The organism is Blastococcus aggregatus, assembly GCF_900221005.1.
Lineage (GTDB): Bacteria > Actinomycetota > Actinomycetes > Mycobacteriales > Geodermatophilaceae > Blastococcus > Blastococcus aggregatus.
Genome location: NZ_OBQI01000004.1, coordinates 209780 through 234314, shown reverse-complemented (window position 1 = coordinate 234314; position 24535 = coordinate 209780). Strand labels below are relative to the sequence as shown.

Sequence of the window (24535 nt, the reverse complement as noted above, 5' to 3'; positions counted from 1 at the left end):
CGGTCGCACCAGCCCAGTCGAGGAGCTGAACCGCCCCCATGCCGATCCCTCCCCACGACGGACCGCTGACCGTCCTGGTCACCGGAGCCTCCAGCGGCATCGGCCGCGCCACCGGCCTGGAGCTGGCCGGCCGCGGCGCGCAGCTCGTGCTGATGTCCCGCGACCGGAGCTCGCTGGAGGAGGCCGCCGCCGAGATGCGGGCGGCCGGCGCGGCGGAGGTGGTGGTCTGCGCCGGCGACGTCACCGACGAGGACCAGGTGCGGGCCGCCGTCAGCGCCGCGACCGGGCGCTTCGGCCGGCTCGACGTGGTGGTGCACTCCGCGCAGGTCATGGCCTACGGGCGGATCGAGGACGTGCCGCGCGAGGTGTACGAGACGGTGGTCGACACCGCACTGCACGGCACCGCGAACGTCGCCCGCGTCGTGCTGCCGGTCTTCCGCGCGCAGCACGCCGGCCACCTGACCGTCGTCAACTCGCTGCTCGGCAACGTCACCGCGCCCACGATGGGCAGCTACGTCGCCGCCAAGTGGGGGCAGCTCGGCCTGGTGCGGACCCTGCAGGTGGAGACCCGCGACGAGCCCGGCATCTCGATCTCGATCGTGCAGCCCGGCGGGGTGAACACCCCCATCTACAGCCAGGCGGCATCGTGGACCGGCAACACCGGCCGGCCGCCACCGCCGGTGTACTCGCCGTTCCGGGTCGCCCGCCGGGTGCTCTCGACGCTGGACCGGCCGCGCCGGGTGGTGCAGGCCGGCATCCTCAACCACGTGGTCACGGCCGGCTTCCGGATCGTCCCGGGCGTCTACGACGTCCTGGTCGGCCCGCTGCTGCAGCAGCTCGCGGTGTCGAAGGACGAGACGCCGCCGACCGCCGGGAACGTGATCGAGTCGAAGCCCGCGGGCAACGCCACCGAGGGGCCCTGGCGCAGCATCTGAGCGCGACCGCGCTGGGTCAGCGCCGCCGGAGCAGCCGGGCGACCCGGTGTCCGCGGCCGGCGACCAGCTCCGCGGTCGTGGGCCGCGGGTCCGGGTCCGGGACGGCGTCGAGCGCGGCGTGCCGCTCGTGCAGCCGGGCCCGCACGTCGTCGGGCGTCAGCGCCCGGCGCTGGCGCTCGCTGCGGGCCAGGACCGCACCGGTCGCGGCGACACCGGCGAGGCCGGCCAGTCCGAGCAGCTTCCAGGGGCGCACGTCCGTAACGTAGCGCCCCGTGCCTCCGCTCCCGCTCGACGACGCGGTCGACCTGACCCGCACCGGTGACGTCTGGATCTTCCGTGGCGTCTCGGTCGCCGACCGCGCGATCCAGACGGTGACCAACGCGCCGGTCAACCACGTCGGGATGGCGGTGGTGCTGGACGACCTGCCACCGCTGCTCTGGCACGCCGAGCTGGGGCGGTCGCTGCCCGACGTCTGGACCGGCGAGCACCAGCGCGGGGTGCAGCTGCACGACCTGCGCGACGCCGTCACCACCTGGCGGCGGAAGTACGGCCAGCAGGCCTGGCTCCGGCAGCTGATCGGCCCGGCCGACGACGGCGGCGTGCCCCCGGAGATGGAGGACGCCGTGCTGCGGACCGTGGCGCGGCTGGACGGCAAGCCGTTCCCGACCACGCGGGGCCTGGCCAGCGGGTGGATCAACGGGCGGCTGCGCCGGCACACCTCGGCCGAGGCGGTCTACTGCGCCGAGCTGGTCGCGGCGACGTACACCGCGATGGGGCTGCTGCCCGCCTCCCGCCCGCACAACTGGTACGACCCGGGCAAGTTCTGGTCCGAGGACCGCCTCGAGCTGCTGCAGGGCGCGAAGCTGGGCGAGGAGATCGCGGTGGACGTGCCCGCGGCCTGACTCACCGCCGCACGAGGTAGCTGCTCTGCACCATGCCGCCGGGGAACGTAGAAGTGCGGACGTGCTCCAGCGGGATGTCCGCGGGGAACTCCCCGAAGGGCGTGTGCCCGGTACCGATGAGCACCGGCACGCGCGACAGCGTCAGCTCGCCGACCAGCCCCGCGGCGAGGAACTGGTGCACGGTGCGGCCGCCGTCCACGTAGACCCGGCGGTAGCCGGCCGCGGACAGCGCCTGCACCGCCTCCTCGAAGGAGCGGTGCACGGCGGTGACGCGCGCGTCGCCGTCTGCCGGCAGGGTCCTGCTCAGCACGTGCACCGGCCGGCCCTGGTAGGGCCACTCGGCGAACGGGGCGATCACCTCGTAGGTGGACCGGCCCATGACCAGCGCGTCGATGCCGGACACGAACTCGGCGAACCCGAAGTCGCCGCCCGCGCCGTCGTCCGGCGGGCCGCCCGCCTCGTCGGCGCCGGTGAGCCAGGAGAGGTCGTGGTCGAGCCGGGCGATGAACCCGTCGACGCTCATGCCGAGGAAGACAGCTCCGGTGAAGGTCGCATCCATGCGGGCAGCGTGCCGCAGGGGTACGACAGATCAGGCGGTCGCGCGCGCGGCCGCCTCGCCGAGGTGCACGACGGTGTCGCCGGCCTGCTGCACGTCGGGGTCGTGGGTCACGCAGACCACGACCCGGCCGGCGAGCGCGGCGCGCAGGTCGGCGACGAGCGCGCGGGCGGTGGGCGGGTCCAGGTGCGCGGTCGGCTCGTCGAGCAGGACGACGTCGCGGTCGGCGAGCAGGGCGCGGGCCGTCGCCAGCCGGCGGCGCTCGCCGCCGGAGAGCGCCGTGCCGCCGGCACCCACCGGGGTGTCCAGCCCGTCGGGGAGCGCGGCCAGCAGGCGGCCGAGTCCGGCCGCGGTGAGCGCGGCGGTCATCCGCGCCTCGCCGTCGGGCCCGGCGAGCACGCCGCGCGGGGCGGCCGCCGCGAGGTTGGCCCGGATGCTCGAGGCGAAGACGTGCGCCTCCTGCGGCAGCCAGGCGATGCGGGACCGGATGGCCTCGCCGGTCAGCCGCCCGGTGTCGACGTCGTCGAGCGCCCAGCGGCCGGCGCGCGGGCGGAGCGCGGCCATGAGCACCGCGAGGAGCGTCGACTTGCCCGCGCCCGACGGACCGCGCAGCACCAGCCAGCCGTCCCCGGCGCGCGCCGAGGCGGTCAGGTCGTGGAGCACGTCCGGCCCGCCGGGCCAGCCCGCGGTGAGCCGCTCGACGGCGAGGTCGTGCACGCCGTCAGGGGCGGGCAGGGGAGCGGCCGGCTCGGCGGGGAGCGCCGCCGCGACGACGGCGTCCAGCCGGGCCTGTGCATCGGCCAGCGCGCCGCGCCGCTGGAGCGCGGGGACCAGCCCGGAGAGCGGCTCGGCCAGCGCGAGCGGGGCCAGCGCCAGGACCGCGAGCACGGGACCGGCCACTCCACCGGCGACGGCGACCGAGGTGGCCAGCACGGCGGCGAGCCCCGTGCCGAGGACGACCAGACCCGTGCCGACCGCCGCGGCCCGGTCCCCGGTGCGCGTGACGGCGGCCTGCCGGTCGGCGACCGCGGCGAGGTCGGCGGCGGTGTGCGCGGCCAGCCCGTGGGCCCGGAGGTCGGCGGCGCCGTCGAGCGCGGTGGTGGTCGCCTGCAGCGCCTGCACCTGCAGCGTGCGTCCGGCGCGCGCCGCCCCGGCGTCCAGCCGGCGGTGCACGGCGACGACTCCGGCGACAGTGAGCGCGAGAACTGCGGCGACCGTCGCGGCCGCGGGGAGGTGCACCAGGGCCAGGACGGCGACGGTCGCGGTCGGCACGGCGCCGGCGACGACGAGCACCGGGCGCACCCGCACGGTCAGTTCCTGGACCACGCCGACGTCCCCGACGACCCGGGCCAGCGCGGCGCCGGGGGAGCGGTCGGCGGCCAGCCCCTGCGCGGCCAGCGCCCGCCAGACGCGGACGCGGGTCCGCGCCGCCAGGCGGAGGGCGGCGTCGTGCGCGGCGAGCCGTTCCAGCCAGCGCAGCGCCGCCCGGCCGATGCCGAAGAACCGGACCCCCGCGGTGGCGACCAGCAGGGTGAGCACCGGCGGCATCTCCGCGGCCCGCACGATCAGCCAGCCGGAGACGGCCGTGAGCGCGACGCCGGCACCCGCGGCGAGGGCGCCCAGCAGGCCGGCCCGCGCCACCGCACCGCGCACCGGCGCCGGCTCCGGCACCTCCGGACTTTCTGCACCGAAAGTCCGGGGAGGGGGCGGACTTTCTGCACCGAAAGTCCGGGGAGGGACGGCGGGGGTGGCGGGCAGGGCGACGGCGCGGTCGGCGAGCGCGGCGAGCACCGGCTCGTGGGTCACCATCAGCACGGTGACGGCGCCGCGGAGCCCGCGCAGGATCTCCGCGACCGTCGAGCCGGCCGCGTCGTCGAGGTGCGCGGTGGGTTCGTCCAGCAGCAGCAGCGAGGCGCCGCGGCGGATCCGCACCAGCGCCCGGGCCAGCGCCACCCGCTGCAGCTGGCCGGGGGAGAGGGACTCCGGCGCGCGGCCGGCGAGGTCGGTCGCGCCGACCCGCGCCAGCGCCTCGACGACGAACGCCTCGCCGACGATCGCGTCCGCGCCGGGTGCCGAGCCCGCGTGCCGGCGCAGCTCGTCGGCGACGGTGGCGCCGGTGGTGCGCGGGAACTGCGGCACGTAGGCGAGCTGCCCGGTGCCGGTGACCGAGCCGCCCTCGACGGCGTCGGCACCGAGCACGCCGGCCAGCGCGGCGAGCAGCGTCGACTTGCCCGATCCGCTCGGCCCGGTGAGCGCGACCAGCTCGCCCGGGCGGACGACGAGGTCCGTCGGGGGCAGCGCCGCGGCCCCTCGGCCGGGGTAGCGCACGGTGAGCCCGCTGACGGCGACGTCGGCACCGCGCGGGTCGTCGTCGACGGCCGGTGCCGGCAGGGGAGCGTCCGGCGCGGCGAGCACCGCCCGGGCCTCCGCGGCGGCGAGCGCGGCGTCCTCGGCGGCGTGGTGCGCCGAGCCGAGGGAGCGCAGCGGCGCGAACGCCTCGGGCGCGAGCAGCAGCGCGGTGAGCCCGAGCGCCAGCGGCAGGTCGCCGTGCACCAGCCGCAGGCCGACCGTGACCGCGACCAGCGCCACGGACAGCGTCGCGATCAGCTCGAGCACCAGCGCGGAGAGGAAGGCGACCCGCAGCGTGGCCATCGTGCGGGCGCGGTGCGCCTCGCCGAGCCGGGCGAGTGCCGCGGCCTGGTCGGCGGCGCGGCCGAGGCCGACGAGCACGGGCAGCCCGCGCACCAGCTCGGCGACGTGCGCGGCGATCCGGTCCAGCGCCCGGGCGGAGTCGGCGGTGGCGCTCTGCGTGTACTTCCCGACCAGCACCATGAACACCGGGACCAGCGGCAGGGTGACCGCGACCAGCGCCGCCGACAGCAGGTCGGTCGCGGCGAGCACCAGCAGCAGCGCCGGTGGCACCACGACGGTCCGTGCCAGCGCCGGGAGGTAGGTCGCCAGCGCGGGCCCGAGGTCGTGCAGCCGCGTCGTCGCCAGCACCGCGGCGGGGCCGGGCCCGCCGGCGGCGGCGACCGCGGCGGAGGAGGCGGCCAGCCGGTCGAGCAGCGCCCGCCGCAGCCGGTCCTCCGCCCGGCCTGCGTCCCGGGCGGCCAGCGCCTCGCCGACGCTGCCGGCGACCGAGCGCAGCGCGACCCCGGCGGCGGCCACCACCAGCGGACCGGTCGCGGACCCCTCGGTCAGCCCCGAGCCGCGGGCCACCGCGTGCGCCAGGCCCGCGGCCAGCAGCACCAGTCCGGCGGTCTGCGCCAGGGCGGCGAGCGCGGCGCGGACCAGTGCGCCGGTCAGCCCCGGGATCCCGGCCAGCGCGCCGAGCGGACCTCTACCGGCGTCCGTCCCGGTGCTCATGCGGGCACGACCTCGGTCGGCTCCTCCTGCACCGGCTCGGTGGTCAGCCGCTTCCGGAACACCCAGTAGGTCCAGGTCTGGTAGCCCAGGACCACGGGCAGCCCGACGCCGGCGGCCCAGGTCATGATCATCAGCGTGTAGTCGCTGACCGAGGCGTCGGCGACCGTCACGTCGAAGGCGACGTCGACCGTCGAGGGGACGACGACGGGGTAGGCCGCGCCGAAGATCGTCGCGGCCGAGGCCACGAGCAGCACCGCCCACGCCGCGAACGCCGCCCCCTCGCGGTCCAGCCGGATCCGGGTCCACGCCACGACGACCGCCAGCGCCGCGACCAGCCAGAGCACCCCGGTCACCGGCGTCCCGTAGCGCAGGTGCGTGATGCCCGCCCACGCCAGGAGCGGCAGTGCGGCGACCGGCGACCAGCGCAGCGCGAACGCCCGGGCGCGCAGCCGCACGTCGCCGTCCACCTTGAGCGCGAGGAACAGCGCGCCGTGGACCAGCGAGAACCCGAGCACGGCGAGCGCGCCCAGCAGCGCCGACCAGCTCAGCCCGGCGAACGCGCCACCGACGCGGGTGCCGTCGGCGTCGATCGGCAGGCCGAGGGTGGTCGCGCCCAGGGCGGCGCCGATGCCCAGGGCGGCGATCAGCGAGCCGGCGGTGATGATGCGGGTCCACGTCGCGTCCCACGCCTCGGTGTGGTGCGAGTGCCGCCACTCGAAGGCCACCGCCCGGATGATCAGGCCGAAGAGCACGAGCACGAACGGCAGGTAGAGCGCCGGCAGCCAGGTGGCGTACCAGCCCGGGAAGGCGGCGAACACCGCGCCGACGGCGGTGATCAGCCAGACCTCGTTGCCGTCCCAGAGCGGGCCGATGCTGCGCAGCATGAGGTGCCGGTCGGCGGGCTTGCGGCCCAGCACGGGCAGCAGTGCTGCGACGCCGAAGTCGAACCCCTCGAGCAGCAGGAAGCCGGTCCACAGCACCGCGACGGCGGCGAACCAGAGGGTCTGCAGGTCCACAGGTGCTCCTGACTCAGTAGGCGAACTGGAGGACGTCGTCGTCGCGGTCGCGCCGCGGTGCGCCGTCGTCCTCGTCGTCCGGAGGTTCCGGGCTGAACCCGGGGGTGGCATGGCCGTCACCGCTGGTGACCCCGGCGCGGACGAACCGGCCGATGAGCCACAGCTCCACGACGGCGAGCGCGCCGTAGACGACGGTCAGCGCGATGAGCGACGTCCAGACCTCGGCGGCGCTGATGCCGGGGGAGACCGCCTGGGCGGTGAAGAAGTACACCTGGTCCTCGACCGGCACGTCGGGGTTCGGGTAGACGACGAAGGGCTGTCGGCCCATCTCGGTGAAGATCCAGCCCGAGGCGTTCGCGACGAACGGGGCCCCGACGGCGAGCAGCGATCCGTAGACGCCGATCCGCGACGTCGGTACCCGGCCGCGGCGGGTGGACCAGAGGGCGTAGGCGGCGACCGCGGCCGACAGCCCGCCCATGCCGATCATCAGCCGGAAGTTCCAGTAGGTGACCGCGAGCAGGGGCGTGTAGTCGATCGGCTCGCCGGCCTTGTCGCCGAAGGACGGGTCGTCGGGGTAGGTCTCGCCGTAGACGGCCGCGTACTCCTCCTGCAGCTCGTTGACGCCCGGGACGGGGGAGGAGAAGTCGCCGTGGGCCAGGTAGCTGAGGATGTACGGGACGGTGATCGAGTGGACGTCGTCGCACTCGTTCGAGCCGAACTTGCCGAAGGCGAAGATGGAGAACGACGCCGGCGCCTCGGTCTCGCAGAGCGCCTCGGCCGAGCTCATCTTCAGCGGCTGCTGCTCGTACATGAGCTTGCCCTGCCAGTCACCGGTGACGGCGGTGAGCACGAACGCCGCCAGCGAGACCCAGCCGCCGAGCCGGACCGAGCGGCGCCACACCGCGTGGTCGACGTCGGTGGTGGGCTGCCCGGCCAGCTTCCGCTTCCGCAGGTGCCACAGGCCGATGCCGACCAGGAGCGCGCCGGCGACCATGAGCGCGGCGACGATGGCGTGGCTGAACGCGGCCAGCGCGGTGCTGTTGGTGAGGACCGCGAGGAAGTCGACCTGCACGGGCCGGCCGTCCTCGCCCACCTCGACGCCGACCGGGTGCTGCATCCAGGAGTTGGCCGCGATGATGAAGTACGCGCTCACGACCGAGCCGATGACCGCGGCCCACAGCGTGGCCAGGTGCACCTTCTTCGGGATCCGGCCCCAGCCGAAGATCCACAGGCCCAGGAAGGTCGACTCCAGGAAGAACGCCAGCAGCGCCTCCAGCGCCAGCAGCGAGCCGAAGACGTCACCGACGAAGCGCGAGTACTCGCTCCAGGCCAGGCCGAACTGGAACTCCTGCACCAGGCCGGTGGCGACGCCGAGCACGAAGTTGATCAGGTAGATCCGGCCCCAGAAGCGGGTCATCCGCAGCCACTCGGGCTTGTCGGTGCGCACCCACATCGTGTGCATGACCGCGACCAGGATCCCCAGTCCGATGGTCAGCGGGACCATCAGGAAGTGGTAGACGGTCGTGATCCCGAACTGCCAGCGCGCGATGTCCAGCGTGTCCATGCCCAGGACGTCCACGGGCACTGCTCCTCGTCTCTCGGCGGCGACCGTCGTACGATCGGCGCACTCTTTCTACGCCGAGTAGAAGGGTCTTTTCTACGACACGTAGAAGAACGCGCTGTGAGCCGCACGACAGGAGGACCGATGGCCACGCTGGGTGAGCTGGAGCGGGCCGTCATGGATCAGCTCTGGTCGGCCGACGGGCCGGTCGCGGCGACCACGCTGCGCGAGGGTCTCGCCGACCGCGGCATCGCCCTGACCACCGTGCACACCGTGCTGACCCGGCTCGAGCAGAAGGGGTTCGTCGTCCACGACGACGCCCGGCCGCGGCGCTTCACCGCCCGCGCCAGCCGCGAGGACCACGCCGCCGAGCTCATGCACGAGGTGCTCGGTCAGGCGGCCGACCGGCAGGCGGTGCTGGCCCGGTTCGTCGGCAGCGTGAACGACGACGAGGCGCGCCTGCTCCGGGAGCTGCTCGCCGGCGACGGTCGCTGACCCCACCCCTCATGCTGCCCGCCACCGCGGCCGCTCTCGCCGTCCTCGCCGCCGCACTGGCGTGGCCGGTGCCGGCGCTGCTGGGCCGCGCGCGCTGGCCGGGCCGCGACCCGCTCGTCGCGCTGGTCTGCTGGCAGGCGATCGGGCTGGCCGGAGGACTCTCGATCATCGGCGCGCTGCTTGTGCACGGCCTGGCTCCCTGGGGCCACTCGCTGCCCGAGGCCTGGTGGTCGTGGGTGCGCGGCGAGCCGGCCGGCGGCCCGGTCCGCGGTGACCACTGGGTCGCCATGACGCTGGCCGCCGTGCTGGCCCTGCAACTGGTGGGGGTGCTGGCACTGTCCTGGTTCCGCACCGCGCGCGTCCGGCGTCGCCACCGCCAGCTGCTGGAGCTCGTGGTCGAACCGGGCGCCGCGCCCGACACCCGGCTGCTGGAGCACCCCGCTCCGGTGGCGTTCTGCATCCCCGGCGCGCGGCCGCTGCTGGTGCTCTCCTCGGGGATGGTCGCCGAGCTGGACGCGGCCGAGCTCGCCGCCGTCATCGCGCACGAGCGGGCGCACCTGCGCGAGCACCACCACCTGCTGCTGCTGCCGTTCGTCGCGTGGGAGGCGGCGCTGCCGGTGCTGCCGGCGGCCGGGCGCGCGCACGCGGCGGTCCGGGAGCTGGTGGAGATGCGCGCCGACGACGTCGCGCTCCGCGAACTGGGCGGGGGCGACCTCGACGGCGCCGACCCGCGGCGCACCCTGGCGCAGGCGGTCGTGGCTGCCGCGGCCCGCCCCGGGGCAGCGGAGGTGCCCGGCGGCGCGCTCGCGGTGACCGGCGGCGCGGTGCGGGCCCGTGTGGTCCGGCTGCTCGAACCGCCGGCGCCACTGCCACCGGCGGCCCGGGCGGCCGCCCTGCTCGGCGCCGTCCTGCTGCTGCTCCTGCCGACGGCGCTGCTGCTGCTACCGGCGCTGTGACTGCTACCGGCGCTGTGACTGCTACGGGCGCTGTGACCCGGCGAGCACCCACTCGGCCACCGCGGAGCCGAGCGCGACCGCCGCGCTGATCCGGGCCGCCCGCCCGTACCGGGCCGAGCCGAGGAACGGCAGCATGCTCGCAGCGTGCAGCAGGTCGATGCCGGCTGCCGCGGCGAGGACCGCCGGCTCCGGACGGGCGAGCACCGCGGCGTGCTGACCGAGCATCCGGGCGCCGAGCGCGCGGAGCAGCCAGTGGCGTTCCGGCGGGAACGCCGGCGCGACGGCGTCGAGCACCTGCTGGGGGCGGGCGAGCACGACCAGCCCGAGCGTGGCGCCGGCCGCGGCCAGGACGCGGATCGGGGTGCGTGGCAGCTGGTGGCGCATCAGGACCTCCGGGGGCCGAGGGGTGGTTCGCGCACAGTCGGTCTCTGCCCACGGGGGGTGGGCAGAGACCGACTGTGCCGGAGAACGTTCCCGGCGGAGAGGTCAGTACCGGGCGGGCACCTCGACGCGGGCCGCGCCCGACGGCAGCGCGGTGGCGGCGTCCCGGTTCTCCGGCAGGGGCGCGAAGCCGCGCAGCCGCAGCGAGTTCGAGACGACGAACACCGAGCTGAACGCCATCGCGGCGCCCGCGATCATCGGGTTGAGCAGCCCGGCCATCGCGAGCGGGAGCGCCGCGACGTTGTAGCCGAACGCCCAGAACAGGTTGCCCTTGATGGTGCCCAGGGTGCGGCGGGCCAGCCGGATCGCGTCGGTCGCGGCCCGGAGGTCGCCGCGGACCAGGGTCAGGTCGCTGGCCTCGATCGCGACGTCGGTGCCCGTGCCCATGGCCAGGCCGAGGTCGGCCTGGGCGAGCGCGGCCGCGTCGTTGACGCCGTCGCCGACCATGGCGACGACCCGGCCCTCGGCCTGCAGCCGCTTCACCACGTCGACCTTCTCCTGCGGCAGCACCTCGGCGATCACCTCGTCGATGCCGACGGCGGCGGCCACGCTGCGGGCGGCCCGCTCGTTGTCGCCGGTGAGCAGGATCGGGGTGAGTCCCAGTGCGCGCAGCTGCGCGACGGCCGTGGCCGAGGTCGACTTGATCGCATCGGCGACCACCAGGATCCCGCGCGGTGCGCCGTCCCAGGCGACGGCGACGGCGGTGCTCCCGGCCTGCTCAGCGGCGTCCACCGCCCGCTGCAGCGCAGGCGTCGGCGCAGCCGACCAGTCGGCCAGCAGCCGGGGCCGGCCGACGACCACCGCCGCGCCGTCCACGACGCCGTGCACGCCCAGCCCCTCGACGTTGGTGAAGCCCTCCACTGCGGGTAGCTCCCCGCGCTCGGCGGCGGCAGCAGCCACCGCCCGGGCGATCGGGTGCTCCGAGGCGGCCTCCAGCGCACCGGCCAGGCGCAGCAGCCGGTCGGCGTCCTCGCCCTCGGCGGGGACGACCTCCAGCAGGGTCATCCGGCCGGTGGTGACCGTGCCGGTCTTGTCCAGGACGACGGTGTCGACCCGGTGGGTGCTCTCCAGCACCTCGGGGCCCTTGATCAGGATGCCCAGCTGCGCGCCGCGGCCGGTGCCGACCATCAGCGCGGTCGGCGTGGCCAGCCCGAGGGCGCAGGGGCAGGCGATGATCAGGACGGCGACGGCGGCGGTGAACGCGGCCGGGAGACCGGCGCCGGTGCCGATCCAGAAGCCGAGCGTGGCGACGGTCAGCGCCAGCACGATCGGCACGAACACGCCGGAGATCCGGTCGGCCAGGCGCTGCACCTCGGCCTTGCCGTTCTGCGCGTCCTCGACCAGGCGGGCCATCTGGGCCAGCTGGGTCGCCGAGCCCACCCGCGTGGCCCGCACGACCAGCCGGCCGCCGGCGTTCACGGTGCCGCCCACGACAGGGTCGCCCAGGCCGACCTCGACCGGCACGGGCTCGCCGGTGAGCATCGAGGCGTCGACCGCCGACGAGCCCTCGGTGACCTCGCCGTCGGCCGCGAGCTTCTCCCCGGGCCGGACGACGAACAGGTCGCCGACGGCGAGCTGGTCGATCGGCACCCGGACCTCGGTGCCGCCGCGCAGCACCGAGACCTCCTTGGCGCCGAGCTCCAGCAGGGCCCGCAGCGCCGCCCCGGCCTGCCGCTTGGAGCGCGCCTCGAACCAGCGCCCGGCGAGCAGGAAGGTGGTGACCCCGGCGGCGGCCTCCAGGTAGATGTTCGCGCTGCCGTCCGAGCGCTCGATGGTCAGCTCGAAGGGGTGCACCAGGCCCGGCGTGCCGGCGGTGCCCCAGAACAGCGCGTAAAGCGACCAGCCGAACGCGGCCAGGGTGCCGAGCGAGACCAGGGTGTCCATCGTCGCCGCGCCGTGCCGCAGGTTCGTCCACGCGGCCCGGTGGAACGGCAGGCCGCCCCACACCACGACGGGCGCGGCCAGGGTCAGCGACAGCCACTGCCAGTACTCGAACTGCCAGGCCGGCACCATCGCCAGCACGACCACCGGCACGCTGAGCAGTGCGCTCACCACCAGCCGGGTGCGCAGCGCCCGCGCCGGGTCGGCGACGGGCTCCGCGTCCGGCTCGGCACGCGGCGGCTCGGGGAGCGAGGCGGTGTAGCCGGTCTTCTCGACGGTGGCGATCAGGTCGTCGGTGGTGACGTCACCGGAGACGCTCACCCGCGCCTTCTCCGTGGCGTAGTTGACCGTGGCGGTCACGCCGTCGAGCTTGTTCAGCTTCTTCTCGACGCGGGCGGCGCACGAGGCGCAGGTCATCCCGCCGATGAGCAGTTCGACGTCGGTGAGCGGGGTCTGCGTCATGAGCCGTGCTCCTCGTGTGCGCCGACGGTCACCGTGAAGGCGGCCGTGCGGACGACGTCGCCGTGCCGGAAGTCCAGGAACAGCCGGTAGCTGCCGGCCGACGGCGCGGTGGTGACGAAGGCGATGTTCGGGCCGGGCGCCGGAGCAGCGCCGCCCGGCGGGTCGGCCGGATGCACGTGCAGGTACCCGAGGTCGCCCGAACGCAGCGCCACCAGGTGCCCGAACGCGCCCAGGTACGGCTGGAGATCGGTGACGGGGACGCCGTCGCGGCTGATGCCGAACCGCAGCTCCGACTCCTCGCCGGCGGTCAGGGAGCCGTCGAGGACGACGGTGTAGCCGTCCACCTCGGCGACGGCGGCCGGATCGGGCAGCGGCTCGGGGCTGTATTCGCCGGCCACCGAGAGGTCGGCGCCCAGGACGCGGTCCTCGCCGTCGGCCCCCGCGGCGAAGTCGGCGAAGACCCGCCAGGAACCGGGGGAGAGGTCCAGCGGCACGCGCCAGACGCCGTCGGCGCCCAGGTCGGGGTGCATGTGCTGGTAGCCGGTGAGATCCCGGCGGACGGCGACCAGGTGCAGGTCCTCGTCGTGGCGCAGCGCGTAGTCGGTGAGCGGAACCCCACCGGGACCGAGGACGCGGAAAGCCAGCGGGATCGCGGCGCCGGCCGGCAGCGTCGGCTGGTCCAGCGCGAGCGTGTAGCCGTCCTCGGAGACGGCGAGGCCTGCGGGCAGGTGCGCGTCGGTCGCCGGGCCGGCGTCGTCGTCGTGCCCGGCCGTGCCGCCCATGTCGTGCCCGGCGGCGGAGCTCTCCTCCGCCGCCGGGCCGACCGGGCCGACGACCGCGCCGAGGCCGGTCGCGGCACCGAAGACGGCGACCAGGCCGACGCCGAAGGCGGCGAGCTTGACCGGTGTGTTCATGACGTTGCGGTTCCCCGGGGGACCGGCCGGGTCAGCCGGCCACCGAGTAACCGGCCTCCTCCACGGCGGCGCGGACGGCGGCCTCGTCGACCGGGGCGTCGCTGGTGACGGTGAGCCCGCCGGACTCGAGGTCGACCTCGACGGCGCCGACGCCGGGGACGGCCGAGACCTCCTCGGTGACGGAGGCGACGCAGTGGCCGCAGGTCATGCCGACGACGGTGTAGCTGGCGGTGGTCATGGGGTGTCCTCTACCGGTTGGGGGATGGGGGATCAGGAACGGACCAGGCGGGCGATCGCCTCGGTGGCCTCGCGGATCTTCTCGTCGGCCTCGCGGCCGCCGGTCCGTGCGGCGGCGACCACGCAGTGGCTGAGGTGCTCCTCGAGCAGACCGAGCGAGACCGCCTGCAGTGCCTTCGTCATGGCCGACACCTGGGTGAGGATGTCGATGCAGTACTTCTCGTCCTCGACCATCCGCTGCAGCCCGCGGGCCTGGCCCTCGATCCGCCGCAGACGCTTCAGGTACTCGTCCTTGCGGTGGATGTAGCCGTGCTGGTGGTCGGAGTGCGCGCACTCCGCGGATGGCGTCGCGGCGCCCGCCTCGTCGACACTGGTCACTGCAGCCTCCTGATCGGGCGGCTCGGACTGCCGCCCGACAGGAACTATACCCCCCTAGGGTTTCTGCGCAAGGACTTCCTCAGTCGGTCCGCATCGGCGCGGGCGGCGGCGAGCTGGTCCTGCAGGTCGACGATCGTCTCCGCCGAGGCCAGGGGGTGGCCGTCGTCGAGCAGTCCCCGGAGCCGGGCCGCCAGGCCCAGCTGGCTCCGGGAGTACCGGCGGTGACCACCGGTCGAGCGGTGCGGCTGCAGTGCGCCCGAGGAGTCCAGGCTGCGCAGGAACGCGGCCTGCACACCGAGGAGTTCCGCGGCCTGGCTCATCGTCAGCGCCGGGAAGTCGGGGTCGTCGAGGCGGCGCAGCCGGTCGTCGGCGTCGGTCATCGCCGTCCTTCCCTCGGGTCGTGGAACGCGGAGGGGCCGGACCCGCCGGGTCCGGCCCCTCCGGTGGCCGCCGTCAGCTGGTGACGGCCTTCTGGTCCGCGGGCGAGGAGTCGCCCTCGATGGTGCGGGCCCCGACGGTCGCGGGGGTGTCCGCGCGGGTCACGGTGATCTTGCGCGCCCGGGCCTTCTCGGCGATCGGGATGCTCACCGTGAGCACGCCGTCGTGGTAACTGGCCTCGAGCCGGTCGGTGTCCAGGCTGCGGCCGAGCACCAGCTGCCGCGTGTAGCTGCCGTACGGCCGCTCGGCCGCGACCCACTCGGCGTTCTCCAGCTGGGGGACGGAGCGCTCGGCGCTGATCGTCAGCGTGGTGCCCTCGACCGAGAGGTCGATCGAGCCCGGGTCGACGCCCGGCAGGTCGAAGTGCGCGACGAAGTTGTCGCCGACCTTGTAGGCGTCCATCGGCATGCCCGAGAGCGGGCGGGCGGTCATCGAGCCGGATCGGCCGGCCAGCTGGTCCAGCGCGCGGAAGGCCGCGGACGTGGCGGCGAACGGGTCGTAGGCGGTCAGCATCATGATCGACACCTCCACAGGAGTTGCTGTTCTGTTCGCTGCCCGAGGTGAAACCTCTAGTGGCAACCGAAGATTACCTCGGACGAGCAGTAGTGCAAACGTCTGGCCGCGCCAGATGTTTCCAGCGGCTCCCGTCGGGTCGCGTGCGTGAACGGAGGCCCGGCGGGGAAGAGACAGGCGCATGGCAGAGAGCGCGGTGCGGGGCGGGTCCGGAGGCGAGACCGAGCCGGAGGTGCGCACCGCCGACGAGGGCGACGTCGTCTCGCTCACGCTGGAGGGCGAGCTCACCGACACGGCACGGCGGCCGCTGGTGCGGGTGCTGACCGAGGCGCTGCTGTCCGGGAAGCCGCTGCGCCGGATCGAGCTGCACCTGGGCGGCGTCCCGTTCATGAACTCCGCCGGCATGGCGGTGCTCGTGCAGTTGCAGCGGATGGCCGCTCCGCGCGGGGTGGAGGTGGCCCTCGTGACGCCGTCGCCCGCCGTAGCCCGGCCGCTGCAGCTGAGCGGCCTGTGGCTCCGCTTCCCGATCCTGGACGAGAACGGGGACGAGGACGAGGACGCCCCCGGCCTCCCCCCGGCCGGGGAGCGCGACTCCTAGCCTGGCCGGGTGCCTCCCAGCCACTCGCACAGCCACGGACCCGACCCCGACGCTCCGCCGCCCGGCCCGGAGGCGGTGCGGCTGCGGCGGCGTGCGGTCTGGCTGATGCTGCTGCTCCTGGTGCCGGTCGGCCTGGCCACCGTCATCGGCCTGCTGGTGATGTGGCCCGGCGGCGAGCCGACCCGCGCCGAGCAGGTGGCCGCGACGTACCTGCCCCCGGGGACCACCTACCCCGACGGCCGCGTCGTGTCGGTGGAGGAGTTCGACTGCGGCGATCCCGGCCGGCCCGCCACCTGCGCCCGCGCGGTCGTCGAGATCCTCGACGGCGACGGGACCGGCGACTACCAGCAGATCGACCTGGACGCCGTCGTCGTCGCCAACGGGGTCGAGGAGGGCGACACGCTGGTCCTGACCCGGGACGTCGGCGCCGAGGGTGGGGCCACCTACGTCTTCTACGACTTCGCCCGCGGCACCCCGATGCTCACGCTGGCGGTCGCCTTCGCCGTCGTCGTCGGGCTGGTCGCGCGGTTGCGCGGCCTCGCCTCGCTGCTCGGGCTGGCGATCGCGTTCTTCGTGCTCCTGAAGTTCGTGCTCCCCGGGCTGCTCGGCGACTCCTCCCCGGTGCTGGTGACCCTCGTCGGCTCCTCGGCGATCATGTTCGTGGTCCTCTACCTGGCGCACGGCTTCTCCGCCCGGACGACGACGGCGCTCGTCGGCACCCTCTTCGGGCTGACGCTGGTGGCCGTCCTGGGGTCGCTCGCGGTCGCCACCGCCCGGCTGACCGGCCTCACGAGCGAGGAGACCAACACCCTCAACACCTACGACCCGACGCTGGACTTCTCCGGCCTGGTCCTCGCCGGCGTCGTGGTCGCGGGGCTCGGTGTGCTCAACGACGTCACCATCACGCAGGCCTCGGCGGTGTGGCAGCTGCACGAGGTCGACCGGGCGATGACCTGGCGGGAGCTGTACGACCGGGGGATGGCGGTGGGCCGGGACCACATCGCCTCGACCGTCTACACGATCGTCTTCGCCTATGCCGGTGCCTCGCTGCCGCTGCTGCTGCTGTTCGAGCTCTACGACCAGCCGTGGGACGTCGTCGTGACCTCGTCCGGGCTCGGCGAGGAGGTCATCCGCACGATGGTGGGCGCGATCGCCCTGGTCCTGGCGGTACCGGTGACGACGGCGGTCGGCGCGTTCTTCGCCAAGGCCGCCGAAGGTTCCGCGGGTGCCGCGACCGAGCGCCGGATGACCGCCCTGCGCACCCGCTTCGCGCGATAGGCGAGGCTGTGCGGGTGCACACCGATCTCCTCGCCGCCGCCTCCGCCGCCCCCGGCTTCATGCCCGACGACGAGGGCCGCGCCCTCTACGAGGCCGCCCGGGCGCTCGACGTCCCCGGGCCGCTGCTCGAGGTGGGCAGCTGGATGGGCCGTTCGGCGCTCTTCCTGGCCGCCGCGGCCCGGGAGACCGGCCGTCAGGTGATCACCGTCGACCACCACCGCGGCTCCGAGGAGCACCAGCCCGGCTGGGAGTACCACGACCCGTCGCTGGTCGACCCGGCCGTCGGGCTGGTCGACACGCTGCCGAGCTTCCGCCGCACCATCGCCACCGCCGGGGCCGAGGACGTCGTCATCGCGATCGTGACCCGCTCGGAGGTGCTCGCCCCGCTGTGGAGCACGCCGCTGGCGCTGCTCTTCCTCGACGGCAGCCACACCGAGGAGTCCGCGCGCCGCGACCAGGACGCATGGGTCGCCAAGCTCGCCGTCGGCGGCACGCTCGCGATCCACGACGTCTTCCCCGACCCGGCCGACGGCGGGCAGGCGCCGTACGGCGTCTACCGCCGGGTGCTGGAGTCCGGCGACTTCACCGAGCTGCCCGGCGTCGGGTCGATGCGGCTGCTGCGCCGGGACCGATGAGCGATCCGCTCTCGGCCGAGCGGGCCGCCGCGCTGGCCCAGATCGAGGCGCTGACCCGCGAGTTCGACGAGGTCGTGGCGGCGTCGAAGGCGTCCAACGCCGACGACGAGCACGACCCCGAGGGCGCCACCATCGCCTTCGAGCGCCAGCAGGTGGCGGCGCTGCTGGACCAGGCCCGGCGCCGGCTGGCCGACGTCGACGCCGCCGTCACCGCCGTGGAGGCCGGCACCTACGGCCGCTGCGAGACCTGCGGCGGGCCGATCGCCCCGGAGCGGCTCGAGGCCCGTCCCGCGGCGCGCACCTGCATCGACTGCGCCCGCTGAGACCCGGGCATGGGAAGCGATACCTCCGTTTTCGCGCCGAGAACGCATGTATCGCTTCCCATGCCTGGGGCGGATGTCGAGAAGGGGCGATCGGCTCCGTCCCCGGGGTGCACGCGGCCACAATGGGCCGCACATCCGCGAGGAGAACACGATGGCCAAGTACCTGCTGCTGAAGCACTACCGGGGCGCTCCCACCGAGCCCGACTTCGTGCCGATGGACCGGTGGACCCCGGACGAGGTCGATGCGCACATCCAGTACATGCGGGACTTCGCCGCCAAGCTGGAGAGCACCGGCGAGTACGTCGACGGTCAGGCGCTCGCCGAGGAGGGCACCTGGGTCCGCTCCGGCGGCGAGGGGCGGCCGCCGGTCACCGACGGCCCGTTCGCCGAGACCAAGGACCTGATCGCCGGCTGGATGGTGATCGACGTCGACAGCTACGAGCGGGCGCTGGCGCTCGCCGGTGAGCTCTCCGCCGCGCCGGGTGCGGGCGGCAGGCCGATCCGCGAGTGGCTCGAGCTGCGCCCGTTCATGAGCCCGCCGCCCACCGTCACCGAGTGAGCCGGCGGTGGACGAGTCCCGGCTGAGGGCCGTCGTCCCGTCCGTGATCGGGATCCTCGGCCGCCGCGGAGCCGACTTCGCGGCGGCCGAGGACGCCGTCCAGGAGGCACTGGTCGAGGCGCTGCGGAGCTGGCCGGACGACCCGCCCCGGGATCCGCAGGGCTGGCTGGTCACCGTGGCGTGGCGGAAGTTCCTCGACGCCACCCGCGCCGAGACCTCCCGGCGGCGGCGGGAGGAGCGGGTCGAGGAGGAGCCGGCGCCCGGGCCGGCGCCGGAGGTCGACGACACCCTGCAGCTGTACTTCCTCTGCGCGCACCCGTCCCTGTCACCGACCTCGGCGGTCGCGCTCACGCTGCGCGCGCTCGGCGGGCTGACCACGCGGCAGATCGCCGCCGCCTACCTGGTGCCGGAGGCGACGATGGCCCAGCGGATCAGCCGGGCCAAGCGCACCGTCGCGGGCGTCCGGTTCGACGCGCCGGGCGACGTCGGCACCGTGCTCCGGGTGCTGTACCTGATGTTCAACGAGGGCTACTCCGGCGACGTCGACCTCGCGGCCGAGGCGATCCGGCTGACCCGCGAGCTGGTGTCCCGCGTCGACGCGGAGGAGGCGGCCGGCCTGCTCGCGCTCATGCTGCTGCACCACGCCCGACGTCCGGCACGGACGCGCTCCGACGGCAGCCTGGTGCCGCTCGCCGAGCAGGACCGCGCGCGCTGGGATCCCCGGCTGATCACCGAGGGCGTGGAGATCCTGCAGGCGGCACTGGCCCGCGACCGGCTCGGCGAGTTCCAGGCGCAGGCCGCGATCGCCGCGCTGCACGCCGACGCGCGGTCGGCCGCGGAGACCGACTGGGTGCAGATCGTCGAGTGGTACGACGAGCTGGTGCGGCTCACCGGCAGCCCGGTCGCCCGGCTCAACCGGGCGGTCGCGGTGGGGGAGGCGGACGGCGGGCGGGCCGGGCTGGCCGCGCTGGCCGGGCTGGATCCGGCGTTGCCCCGCCACGCAGCCGTCGCCGCCTACCTGCACGAGAAGGACGGCGACCGGGTCACCGCCGCCCGGCTCTACGCCGAGGCGGCCCGGGCGGCGCCGAACCTGCCCGAGCGGGACCACCTCACCCGGCAGGCCGCCCGGCTCCACGGGGGTCAGCTCACGTAGCGGCGGGCGGTGGAGTGGCGCTGCACTGCGTCCAGCGCGGCGAAGCGGGCCTCCGCGTGCGGGGGCAGCACCCGGCGGTCGCGCAGCACCCAGGGCGCTCCGCGCACCGCGTCGAGCAGGCCCAGCGCGGTGATCCGGTCGCGGGGAACGGTGCGCAGCAGGTGCAGGGTGCGGCGGAGCGCCGGACGGATGGGGCGGCGCAGCCACGTCGTCCACAGGGTGTTGCGGATGCCGTCGCGGCGCCGCCGATGCGGATCGCGTGCGCGGCTGGCGTGGTGGTGCACGGTGAGGGCAGGGAGGTAGCAGAGCTCCCAGCCGCGGGAGGCGAGGTCGCCGGCCATGAGCTCCTCCTCGCCGCCGAGCCACAGCCGCTCGGAGAACCCGCCGACCCCCTCGAACGCCGCCCGGCGGACTACCGAGGCCCCGGCCAGGAAGGAGCCCAGCGCCGGGCCGGGCAGCCAGTCGGCGCCGCGCACGGGGGAGTCGCGGAGCTCGGGCACGATCGGGTCCTCGGAGCCATCGGGCTCCACCAGGATCCGGGCCGTGACGACGGCGAGCCGCGGGTGGGCCGCCAGGGTGTCGGCGGCCGTGCGCAGCGAGCCCGGCTCCCACCAGGTGTCGTCGTCGCAGAACGCCACGTACGGGGTGTCCAGCCGGGCGACGCCGAGGTTGCGTCCCACCGCGCCGAGGTTCACCGGGCTGGCGATCAGCTCGACCGCCGGGAACAGCTGCCGCACCGCGGCGGCCGTCCCGTCGGTGGAACCGTTGTCCACCACCACCACGTGCGGCTCCTCGGGCAGCGCGAGCAGCCGGTCCAGCGCCAGTAGCAGCTCGTCCCGTCGCTGGTGGGTGATGACGACGACGGCGATCCGGGGGTCGGCGCTCATCCCGCCTCCCCGGCGAGCAGCCGCAGGTCGGCCCGCACCCGGGGCGGCACGGGGCGCCGGCGGCGCAGCGCGGCCGGCACGTCGGGCAGCGCCCGGGCCAGTCCGGTCAGGCCGGGTCGGCCGGCTCGCACGGCGTCGAGGAGCAACCCGGCGACCTCCGGAGCCGGCAGCCGCATCGCGGCGGTCAGCAGCCGGCTGCGCCAGATCCCGGCCTGCCGGCGGCCGGGGGCGTCGCGCCGCGGAGAGGGGTGGTGGTGGATGGTCACCTCGTCGACGTAGGCCATCGACCAGCCCGCGGTCGCGAGGTCGAGGGCCAGCCGCTCCTCCTCGCCGGGGAAGCGGACGACGGGGTCGAACCCGCCGACCGCCTCGAACGCCTCCCGGCGCACCAGGGCGGCGCACGCCACGAACCCGAGCAGCGCCGGCCCGGGCAGCCCCTCACCGCACAGCGGGCTCCGTGCCAGCTCGGCGCACACCGGGTCCAGCCGTTCCTCCGGGCCGACCAGGATTCGGGCGTTGAGGATGGCGAGCCGCGGATGTGCCCGCATGATGTCCACCGCGCGGGCGAGATCCCCGGGAGCCCACCAGGAGTCGTCGTCCGCGAACGCGACGAACGGCGTCCCGGCCTGCGCCGCGCCCAGGGTGCGGGCGCGGGCTCCCAGGTTGCGGTCCAGTGGAATCACGGTCACGGCGGGGTGCGCGGCCAGCACCGCCTCGACCGTCCCGTCGGTGGAGCCGTTGTCGACGAGGATCACCGGCGCCTCGTGACGGGGCAGGGTGACCAGGAGGTCCTCGCGGCGGTTCTGGCTGGCGACCACCACGGTGACGTCCGCGGTGGGAGAGGCGCGGTGGGATGCGGTCACGGGGTGACCGTGCCCGCACCCCCCGGGAGCCAATCCACGGTGCGCGCGCCGTCGTCGGTGGTGCCGGCCGCGGGCAGCGCCGCGGGGGCGGCGAAGAGACCGGACGCCGGCGTGGCGCCGGAGAGCGCGTCCGCGGCCAGCAGCACGGCGGCGGCGGTCCACGTGGTCCGCTCGATCGGCCAGCGGGCCTCGTCGGCGTAGACGAGGCCGGTCCAGTACGAACCGTCGTCGTCGCGCAGGTGCTGCATCGCGGCGACCTGCTCGAGGGCGGCGTCCCGCTGCCCGGCGACGATCAGCGCGAGGGCCAGCTCGCAGGTCTCGGCCCCGGTCACCCACGGCCGGTCCGAGACGCACCGCGCGCCCAGCCCCGGGACGACGAAGGTGTCCCAGCCGGTGGCGAGCAGGTCGCGGGCCTGCTCGCCGGTGACCGCGCCGCCCAGCACCGGGTAGTACCAGTCCATCGAGTAGCGCGACCGGTCGGCGAAGGCGTCGGGCCGGGTGCGCAGCGCGGTGCCGAGGTCGGCGACCGCCAGCTCCCAGTCCGGCTGCGGCTCGCCGACCAGCCCGGCCAGCGCGATCCCGCAGCGCAGCGCCTGGAACAGGCTGGCGTTGCCGGTGAGCAGCGCCAGCGGGTCGGGGGTGCGGTCGGGACGCAGCGCCCAGCCGATCGCCCCGCCGTCCAGCTGCATGGCGACCACCAGGTCCAGCCCGCGGCGCACCGTCGGCCAGAGCTCGGTGACGAGCTGCTCGTCGGCGGTGATCAGCCAGCGGTGCCACAGACCGACGGCGAGGTAGCCGGCGTGGTTGCTCTCCACGTCCGCCGAGACCTCGGCGCCGTCGCGGTACTCCGCGGCCCACGAGCCGTCGGGGCGCTGCCGACGGGCGAGCCAGCGGTAGGCCGCGGCGGCGCGGTCGTGCTCGCCGCCGATGTCGAGGGCCATGGCGGCCTCGACGGAGTCCCACGGGTCGAGCTGTCCACCACGGAACCAGGGGAGAGCGCCGTCGGCGGCCTGCTCACCGGCGATCCAGGCGACCGTCGTCCGCACCTGGTCGCCGGTCAGGATCCCCGGTAGCTCGGGCAGCAACCGGGCACCGTCAGCCGACGGCAAGGGCCCGCTCCGCCTCGACCGGTGCGGAGCCGACGGCCGTCAGGGGCTTGTCGGCGTAGATCGCGAGGCTCTTGCCGAACACCGGGTCCAGCACCTTCTCCGCGGTGCGGGTCAGCCACGGCCGGTGCATGAGGTCCCAGACCAGCAGCTTGTGGTAGCCGCGGACCGCGACGTTGTCCTCCTTCTCCACGCCGACCGCGCACTTCAGCCACCAGAAGGGCGCGTGCAGGGCGTGCGCGTGGTGCGTCGCGCCGGGGACGAGCCCGACCGAGGCGAGCCGCTCGCGCAGCTGGCTGCGGCGGTAGATGCGGATGTGCCCGCCCTCGTTGGCGTGGTACTCGTCGGACAGCGCCCAGCAGATCCGCTCCGGGCCGTAGCGCGGCACGGTGATGACCATGCGGCCACCTGGCTTGAGCACGCGGAAGATCTCGGCCATCGCGGTGACGTCGTCCGGGATGTGCTCGAGCACCTCCGAGGCCATCACCCGGTCGACGCTGCCGTCGGGGACGGGCAGGTGCAGCAGGTCGCCGCGGACCACCTCGAAGCGCGCCGGCGTGCCATCGGGGCGCAGGCCCGCCTCGCCGGCCTCGCCGATGGCGCCGAGCCACCGCTTGGTGGTCTCCACCTCGGAGACGCCCCAGTCGACGGCGACGACGTCGGCACCCCGCCGGTAGGCCTCGAAGGCGTGCCGGCCCTCGCCGCAGCCGAGGTCGAGGACGCGCATCCCCGGCCGCAGGTCGAGCAGGTCGTAGTCGACGGTCAGCAAGGACGTCCCTTCCGTTCCAGGGTCTGCGCGTACCAGTCGGCGGTGCGCTCGGCGGTGGCCCGCCAGGTGTAGTTGTCCAGGACCCGGCGCCGGCCGGCGCGACCCAGCTGGTCGCCCAGCGACGGCGACTCGAGCACCAGCTTCAGCGCCGCGGTGAGCTCGCCGACGTCACCGGCCTTCACCCGGAGCCCGGCACGGGTGCCGACGACCTCGGGCAGCGCGCCGGCGTCGGTGGTGACCAGCGGCGCGCCGCAGGCCATGGCCTCGATCGCGGGCAGCGAGAAGCCCTCGTAGAGGGAGGGGATCGCCACGACGGTCGCCCGCTGCATGAGCTCGATGAGCTCGCGCTCCGGCACCGGTCCGGTGAAGCGGACGGCGTCCTGCAGGCCCAGCCGGTCGCGCGTCGTCTCGGCCGGGCCGCCCGGGCGGGCGCTGCCGACGACGGTGAGCGTCACCGGCCGCTCCGTGCGCAGCTTGGCCAGCGCCTCGAGCAGGTGCACCAGGCCCTTGAGCGGCACGTCGGCGCTGGTGACGACGAGGATCGAGTCGGTGTCGCGGCGCTGCCCCTCGGGCGGGGGCGAGAACGTGCCGGGGTCGATGCCGTTGGGGATGAGGTCGACGCGCGAGGCGGGCAGCCCCATGTGCTTCTCGATGTCGACCCGCGAGGTCTCGGACACGGTCGTGACCGCGTCGAGCCGCTGCACCACCTTCGCCTGCATGCGGGTGAAGGCGTACCAGCGCCGCAGCGTCAGCTTCTTGTACAGCGACGGGGCGGCGGCGAGCTCGAGCTCGCGGTCGATCGCGATCGGGTGGTGCACGGTCGCGACGGTGGGCAGCCCGGCCCGCGTCAGCCGCAGCAGCCCGTACCCGAGCGACTGGTTGTCGTGGACGACGTCGAACTCGCCGGCGCGGGGGAGCAGGTGGCGGGCGGCGCGCAGCGTGAAGGTGAGCGGCTCGGGGAAGCCGGCGGCGCACATGGTGGCCCATTCGGAGACGTCGATCCAGTCGCGGAACTCCGACGGGCGGGGCATCCGGAAGGGGTCGGGCTCGCGGTAGAGGTCGAGGCTGGGCAGCTTCGTGAGCGGCACGCCGTCGTCCAGCACGGGGTAGGGCTGGCCGCTGAACACCTCGACGCGGTGACCCAGTTCGGTCAGTTCGCGGGAGAGCGCCCGGACGTAGACGCCCTGGCCGCCGCCGTGCGGCTTGCTGCGGTAGGACAGCAGTGCAATGCGCAACGACCGTCCCATGGTCGGGGACTCTAACGAGGCCACCCGGCGCATCCCGCCACCAGCCGCGTCCGGACCCCCGTCCGG

The 24535-nt window shown here is 75.1% G+C and carries 27 protein-coding genes; 10 read left to right on the top strand and 17 right to left on the bottom strand.

From position 1 onward, the window contains the following. Positions 1-38 precede the first annotated feature (38 nt). Positions 39-935 (top strand): SDR family NAD(P)-dependent oxidoreductase, encoded by an 897-nt coding sequence (locus CRP29_RS14470; protein WP_097195770.1) that lies wholly within the window; start codon positions 39-41, stop codon positions 933-935. Between the two features lie 16 nt (positions 936-951). Here CRP29_RS14470 and CRP29_RS14465 read toward each other — a convergent pair whose 3' ends face one another. Continuing rightward, complete coding sequence (locus tag CRP29_RS14465) at positions 952-1188, bottom strand: hypothetical protein (RefSeq protein ID WP_097195769.1); 237 nt, start codon at positions 1186-1188, stop codon at positions 952-954. A gap of 19 nt (positions 1189-1207) precedes the next feature. Between CRP29_RS14465 and CRP29_RS14460 the strand changes: the two genes are divergently transcribed. Beyond that, a complete protein-coding gene (locus CRP29_RS14460) occupies positions 1208-1837 on the top strand; it encodes a hypothetical protein (protein ID WP_097195768.1) in 630 nt (209 codons plus the stop codon). Between the two features lies 1 nt (position 1838). Here CRP29_RS14460 and CRP29_RS14455 read toward each other — a convergent pair whose 3' ends face one another. The 4 genes from CRP29_RS14455 to CRP29_RS14440 are packed head-to-tail and all read right to left on the bottom strand — an operon-like array spanning position 1839 to position 8360. Then, positions 1839-2396, bottom strand: coding sequence for a dihydrofolate reductase family protein (locus CRP29_RS14455; protein WP_097195767.1), 558 nt, complete (start codon positions 2394-2396; stop codon positions 1839-1841). Between the two features lie 30 nt (positions 2397-2426). After that, the gene (gene cydC / locus CRP29_RS14450; protein ID WP_097195766.1) at positions 2427-5759 is read right to left on the bottom strand and encodes a thiol reductant ABC exporter subunit CydC; all 3333 of its coding nucleotides are present in this window, start codon (positions 5757-5759) and stop codon (positions 2427-2429) included. Then, on the bottom strand, positions 5756-6775 hold the full coding sequence (cydB, locus tag CRP29_RS14445; protein WP_097195765.1) for a cytochrome d ubiquinol oxidase subunit II: 1020 nt from the start codon (positions 6773-6775) through the stop codon (positions 5756-5758). Before cydB ends, cydC begins: the two co-directional genes overlap by 4 nt. Positions 6776-6788: 13 nt before the next feature. Next, on the bottom strand, positions 6789-8360 hold the full coding sequence (locus tag CRP29_RS14440; protein ID WP_245852826.1) for a cytochrome ubiquinol oxidase subunit I: 1572 nt from the start codon (positions 8358-8360) through the stop codon (positions 6789-6791). 120 nt (positions 8361-8480) lie between these two features. Between CRP29_RS14440 and CRP29_RS14435 the strand changes: the two genes are divergently transcribed. Beyond that, positions 8481-8831: a BlaI/MecI/CopY family transcriptional regulator gene (locus tag CRP29_RS14435; RefSeq protein ID WP_097195764.1), complete on the top strand. Its 351-nt coding sequence runs from the start codon at positions 8481-8483 to the stop codon at positions 8829-8831. Positions 8832-8842: 11 nt separating this feature from the next. Continuing rightward, positions 8843-9787, top strand: a complete 945-nt coding sequence (locus tag CRP29_RS14430) for a M48 family metalloprotease (RefSeq protein ID WP_097195763.1) — start codon at positions 8843-8845, stop codon at positions 9785-9787. A 21-nt stretch (positions 9788-9808) separates the two neighbouring features. Here CRP29_RS14430 and CRP29_RS14425 read toward each other — a convergent pair whose 3' ends face one another. The 7 genes from CRP29_RS14425 to CRP29_RS14395 all read right to left on the bottom strand — a co-directional run bounded on the left by CRP29_RS14425 (position 9809) and on the right by CRP29_RS14395 (position 15054). Then, on the bottom strand, positions 9809-10171 hold the full coding sequence (locus CRP29_RS14425) for a hypothetical protein (protein WP_097195762.1): 363 nt from the start codon (positions 10169-10171) through the stop codon (positions 9809-9811). Positions 10172-10273: 102 nt separating this feature from the next. Beyond that, entirely contained in the window at positions 10274-12571 is a 2298-nt protein-coding gene (locus CRP29_RS14420; RefSeq protein WP_097195761.1) for a heavy metal translocating P-type ATPase, read from the bottom strand. After that, the gene (locus CRP29_RS14415) at positions 12568-13485 is read right to left on the bottom strand and encodes a hypothetical protein (protein ID WP_097195760.1); all 918 of its coding nucleotides are present in this window, start codon (positions 13483-13485) and stop codon (positions 12568-12570) included. The genes CRP29_RS14420 and CRP29_RS14415 overlap by 4 nt, the downstream gene beginning before the upstream one ends. Before the next feature lie 31 nt (positions 13486-13516). Next, positions 13517-13723, bottom strand: a complete 207-nt coding sequence (locus tag CRP29_RS14410) for a heavy-metal-associated domain-containing protein (RefSeq protein WP_091983833.1) — start codon at positions 13721-13723, stop codon at positions 13517-13519. A gap of 32 nt (positions 13724-13755) precedes the next feature. Further along, positions 13756-14025 (bottom strand): metal-sensitive transcriptional regulator, encoded by a 270-nt coding sequence (locus tag CRP29_RS14405; protein ID WP_097195999.1) that lies wholly within the window; start codon positions 14023-14025, stop codon positions 13756-13758. 119 nt (positions 14026-14144) lie between these two features. Continuing rightward, entirely contained in the window at positions 14145-14480 is a 336-nt protein-coding gene (locus tag CRP29_RS14400) for a helix-turn-helix domain-containing protein (protein ID WP_097195759.1), read from the bottom strand. A 73-nt stretch (positions 14481-14553) separates the two neighbouring features. Next, entirely contained in the window at positions 14554-15054 is a 501-nt protein-coding gene (locus CRP29_RS14395) for an Hsp20/alpha crystallin family protein (protein WP_097195998.1), read from the bottom strand. A 178-nt stretch (positions 15055-15232) separates the two neighbouring features. Here CRP29_RS14395 and CRP29_RS14390 point away from each other — a divergent pair, with 178 nt between their 5' ends. The 6 genes from CRP29_RS14390 to CRP29_RS14365 all read left to right on the top strand — a co-directional run bounded on the left by CRP29_RS14390 (position 15233) and on the right by CRP29_RS14365 (position 19597). Further along, positions 15233-15649 (top strand): STAS domain-containing protein, encoded by a 417-nt coding sequence (locus CRP29_RS14390; protein ID WP_097195758.1) that lies wholly within the window; start codon positions 15233-15235, stop codon positions 15647-15649. A 9-nt stretch (positions 15650-15658) separates the two neighbouring features. After that, positions 15659-16927 carry a YibE/F family protein gene (locus CRP29_RS14385; RefSeq protein ID WP_097195757.1) on the top strand — a complete coding sequence of 423 codons (1269 nt, stop codon included), beginning with the start codon at positions 15659-15661 and terminating at the stop codon, positions 16925-16927. 14 nt (positions 16928-16941) lie between these two features. After that, a complete protein-coding gene (locus CRP29_RS14380; RefSeq protein WP_245852825.1) occupies positions 16942-17562 on the top strand; it encodes a class I SAM-dependent methyltransferase in 621 nt (206 codons plus the stop codon). Then, positions 17559-17885 carry a TraR/DksA family transcriptional regulator gene (locus CRP29_RS14375; RefSeq protein WP_097195756.1) on the top strand — a complete coding sequence of 109 codons (327 nt, stop codon included), beginning with the start codon at positions 17559-17561 and terminating at the stop codon, positions 17883-17885. Before CRP29_RS14380 ends, CRP29_RS14375 begins: the two co-directional genes overlap by 4 nt. Before the next feature lie 151 nt (positions 17886-18036). After that, positions 18037-18444 (top strand): YciI family protein, encoded by a 408-nt coding sequence (locus CRP29_RS14370; RefSeq protein ID WP_097195755.1) that lies wholly within the window; start codon positions 18037-18039, stop codon positions 18442-18444. Positions 18445-18451: 7 nt separating this feature from the next. Next, positions 18452-19597, top strand: coding sequence for an RNA polymerase sigma factor (locus CRP29_RS14365; protein ID WP_097195754.1), 1146 nt, complete (start codon positions 18452-18454; stop codon positions 19595-19597). Here CRP29_RS14365 and CRP29_RS14360 read toward each other — a convergent pair. The 5 genes from CRP29_RS14360 to CRP29_RS14340 are packed head-to-tail and all read right to left on the bottom strand — an operon-like array spanning position 19585 to position 24469. After that, positions 19585-20484: a glycosyltransferase family 2 protein gene (locus CRP29_RS14360; protein ID WP_097195753.1), complete on the bottom strand. Its 900-nt coding sequence runs from the start codon at positions 20482-20484 to the stop codon at positions 19585-19587. The two genes, CRP29_RS14365 and CRP29_RS14360, sit on opposite strands and share 13 nt — an antisense overlap. Continuing rightward, positions 20481-21347 (bottom strand): glycosyltransferase family 2 protein, encoded by an 867-nt coding sequence (locus CRP29_RS14355; RefSeq protein WP_245852824.1) that lies wholly within the window; start codon positions 21345-21347, stop codon positions 20481-20483. Before CRP29_RS14355 ends, CRP29_RS14360 begins: the two co-directional genes overlap by 4 nt. Further along, the gene (locus CRP29_RS14350; RefSeq protein ID WP_245852823.1) at positions 21344-22456 is read right to left on the bottom strand and encodes a prenyltransferase/squalene oxidase repeat-containing protein; all 1113 of its coding nucleotides are present in this window, start codon (positions 22454-22456) and stop codon (positions 21344-21346) included. The genes CRP29_RS14355 and CRP29_RS14350 overlap by 4 nt, the downstream gene beginning before the upstream one ends. After that, positions 22443-23222 carry a class I SAM-dependent methyltransferase gene (locus tag CRP29_RS14345; protein WP_097195752.1) on the bottom strand — a complete coding sequence of 260 codons (780 nt, stop codon included), beginning with the start codon at positions 23220-23222 and terminating at the stop codon, positions 22443-22445. The genes CRP29_RS14350 and CRP29_RS14345 overlap by 14 nt, the downstream gene beginning before the upstream one ends. Next, the gene (locus tag CRP29_RS14340; RefSeq protein WP_097195751.1) at positions 23216-24469 is read right to left on the bottom strand and encodes a glycosyltransferase family 4 protein; all 1254 of its coding nucleotides are present in this window, start codon (positions 24467-24469) and stop codon (positions 23216-23218) included. The genes CRP29_RS14345 and CRP29_RS14340 overlap by 7 nt, the downstream gene beginning before the upstream one ends. Positions 24470-24535 lie beyond the last annotated feature (66 nt).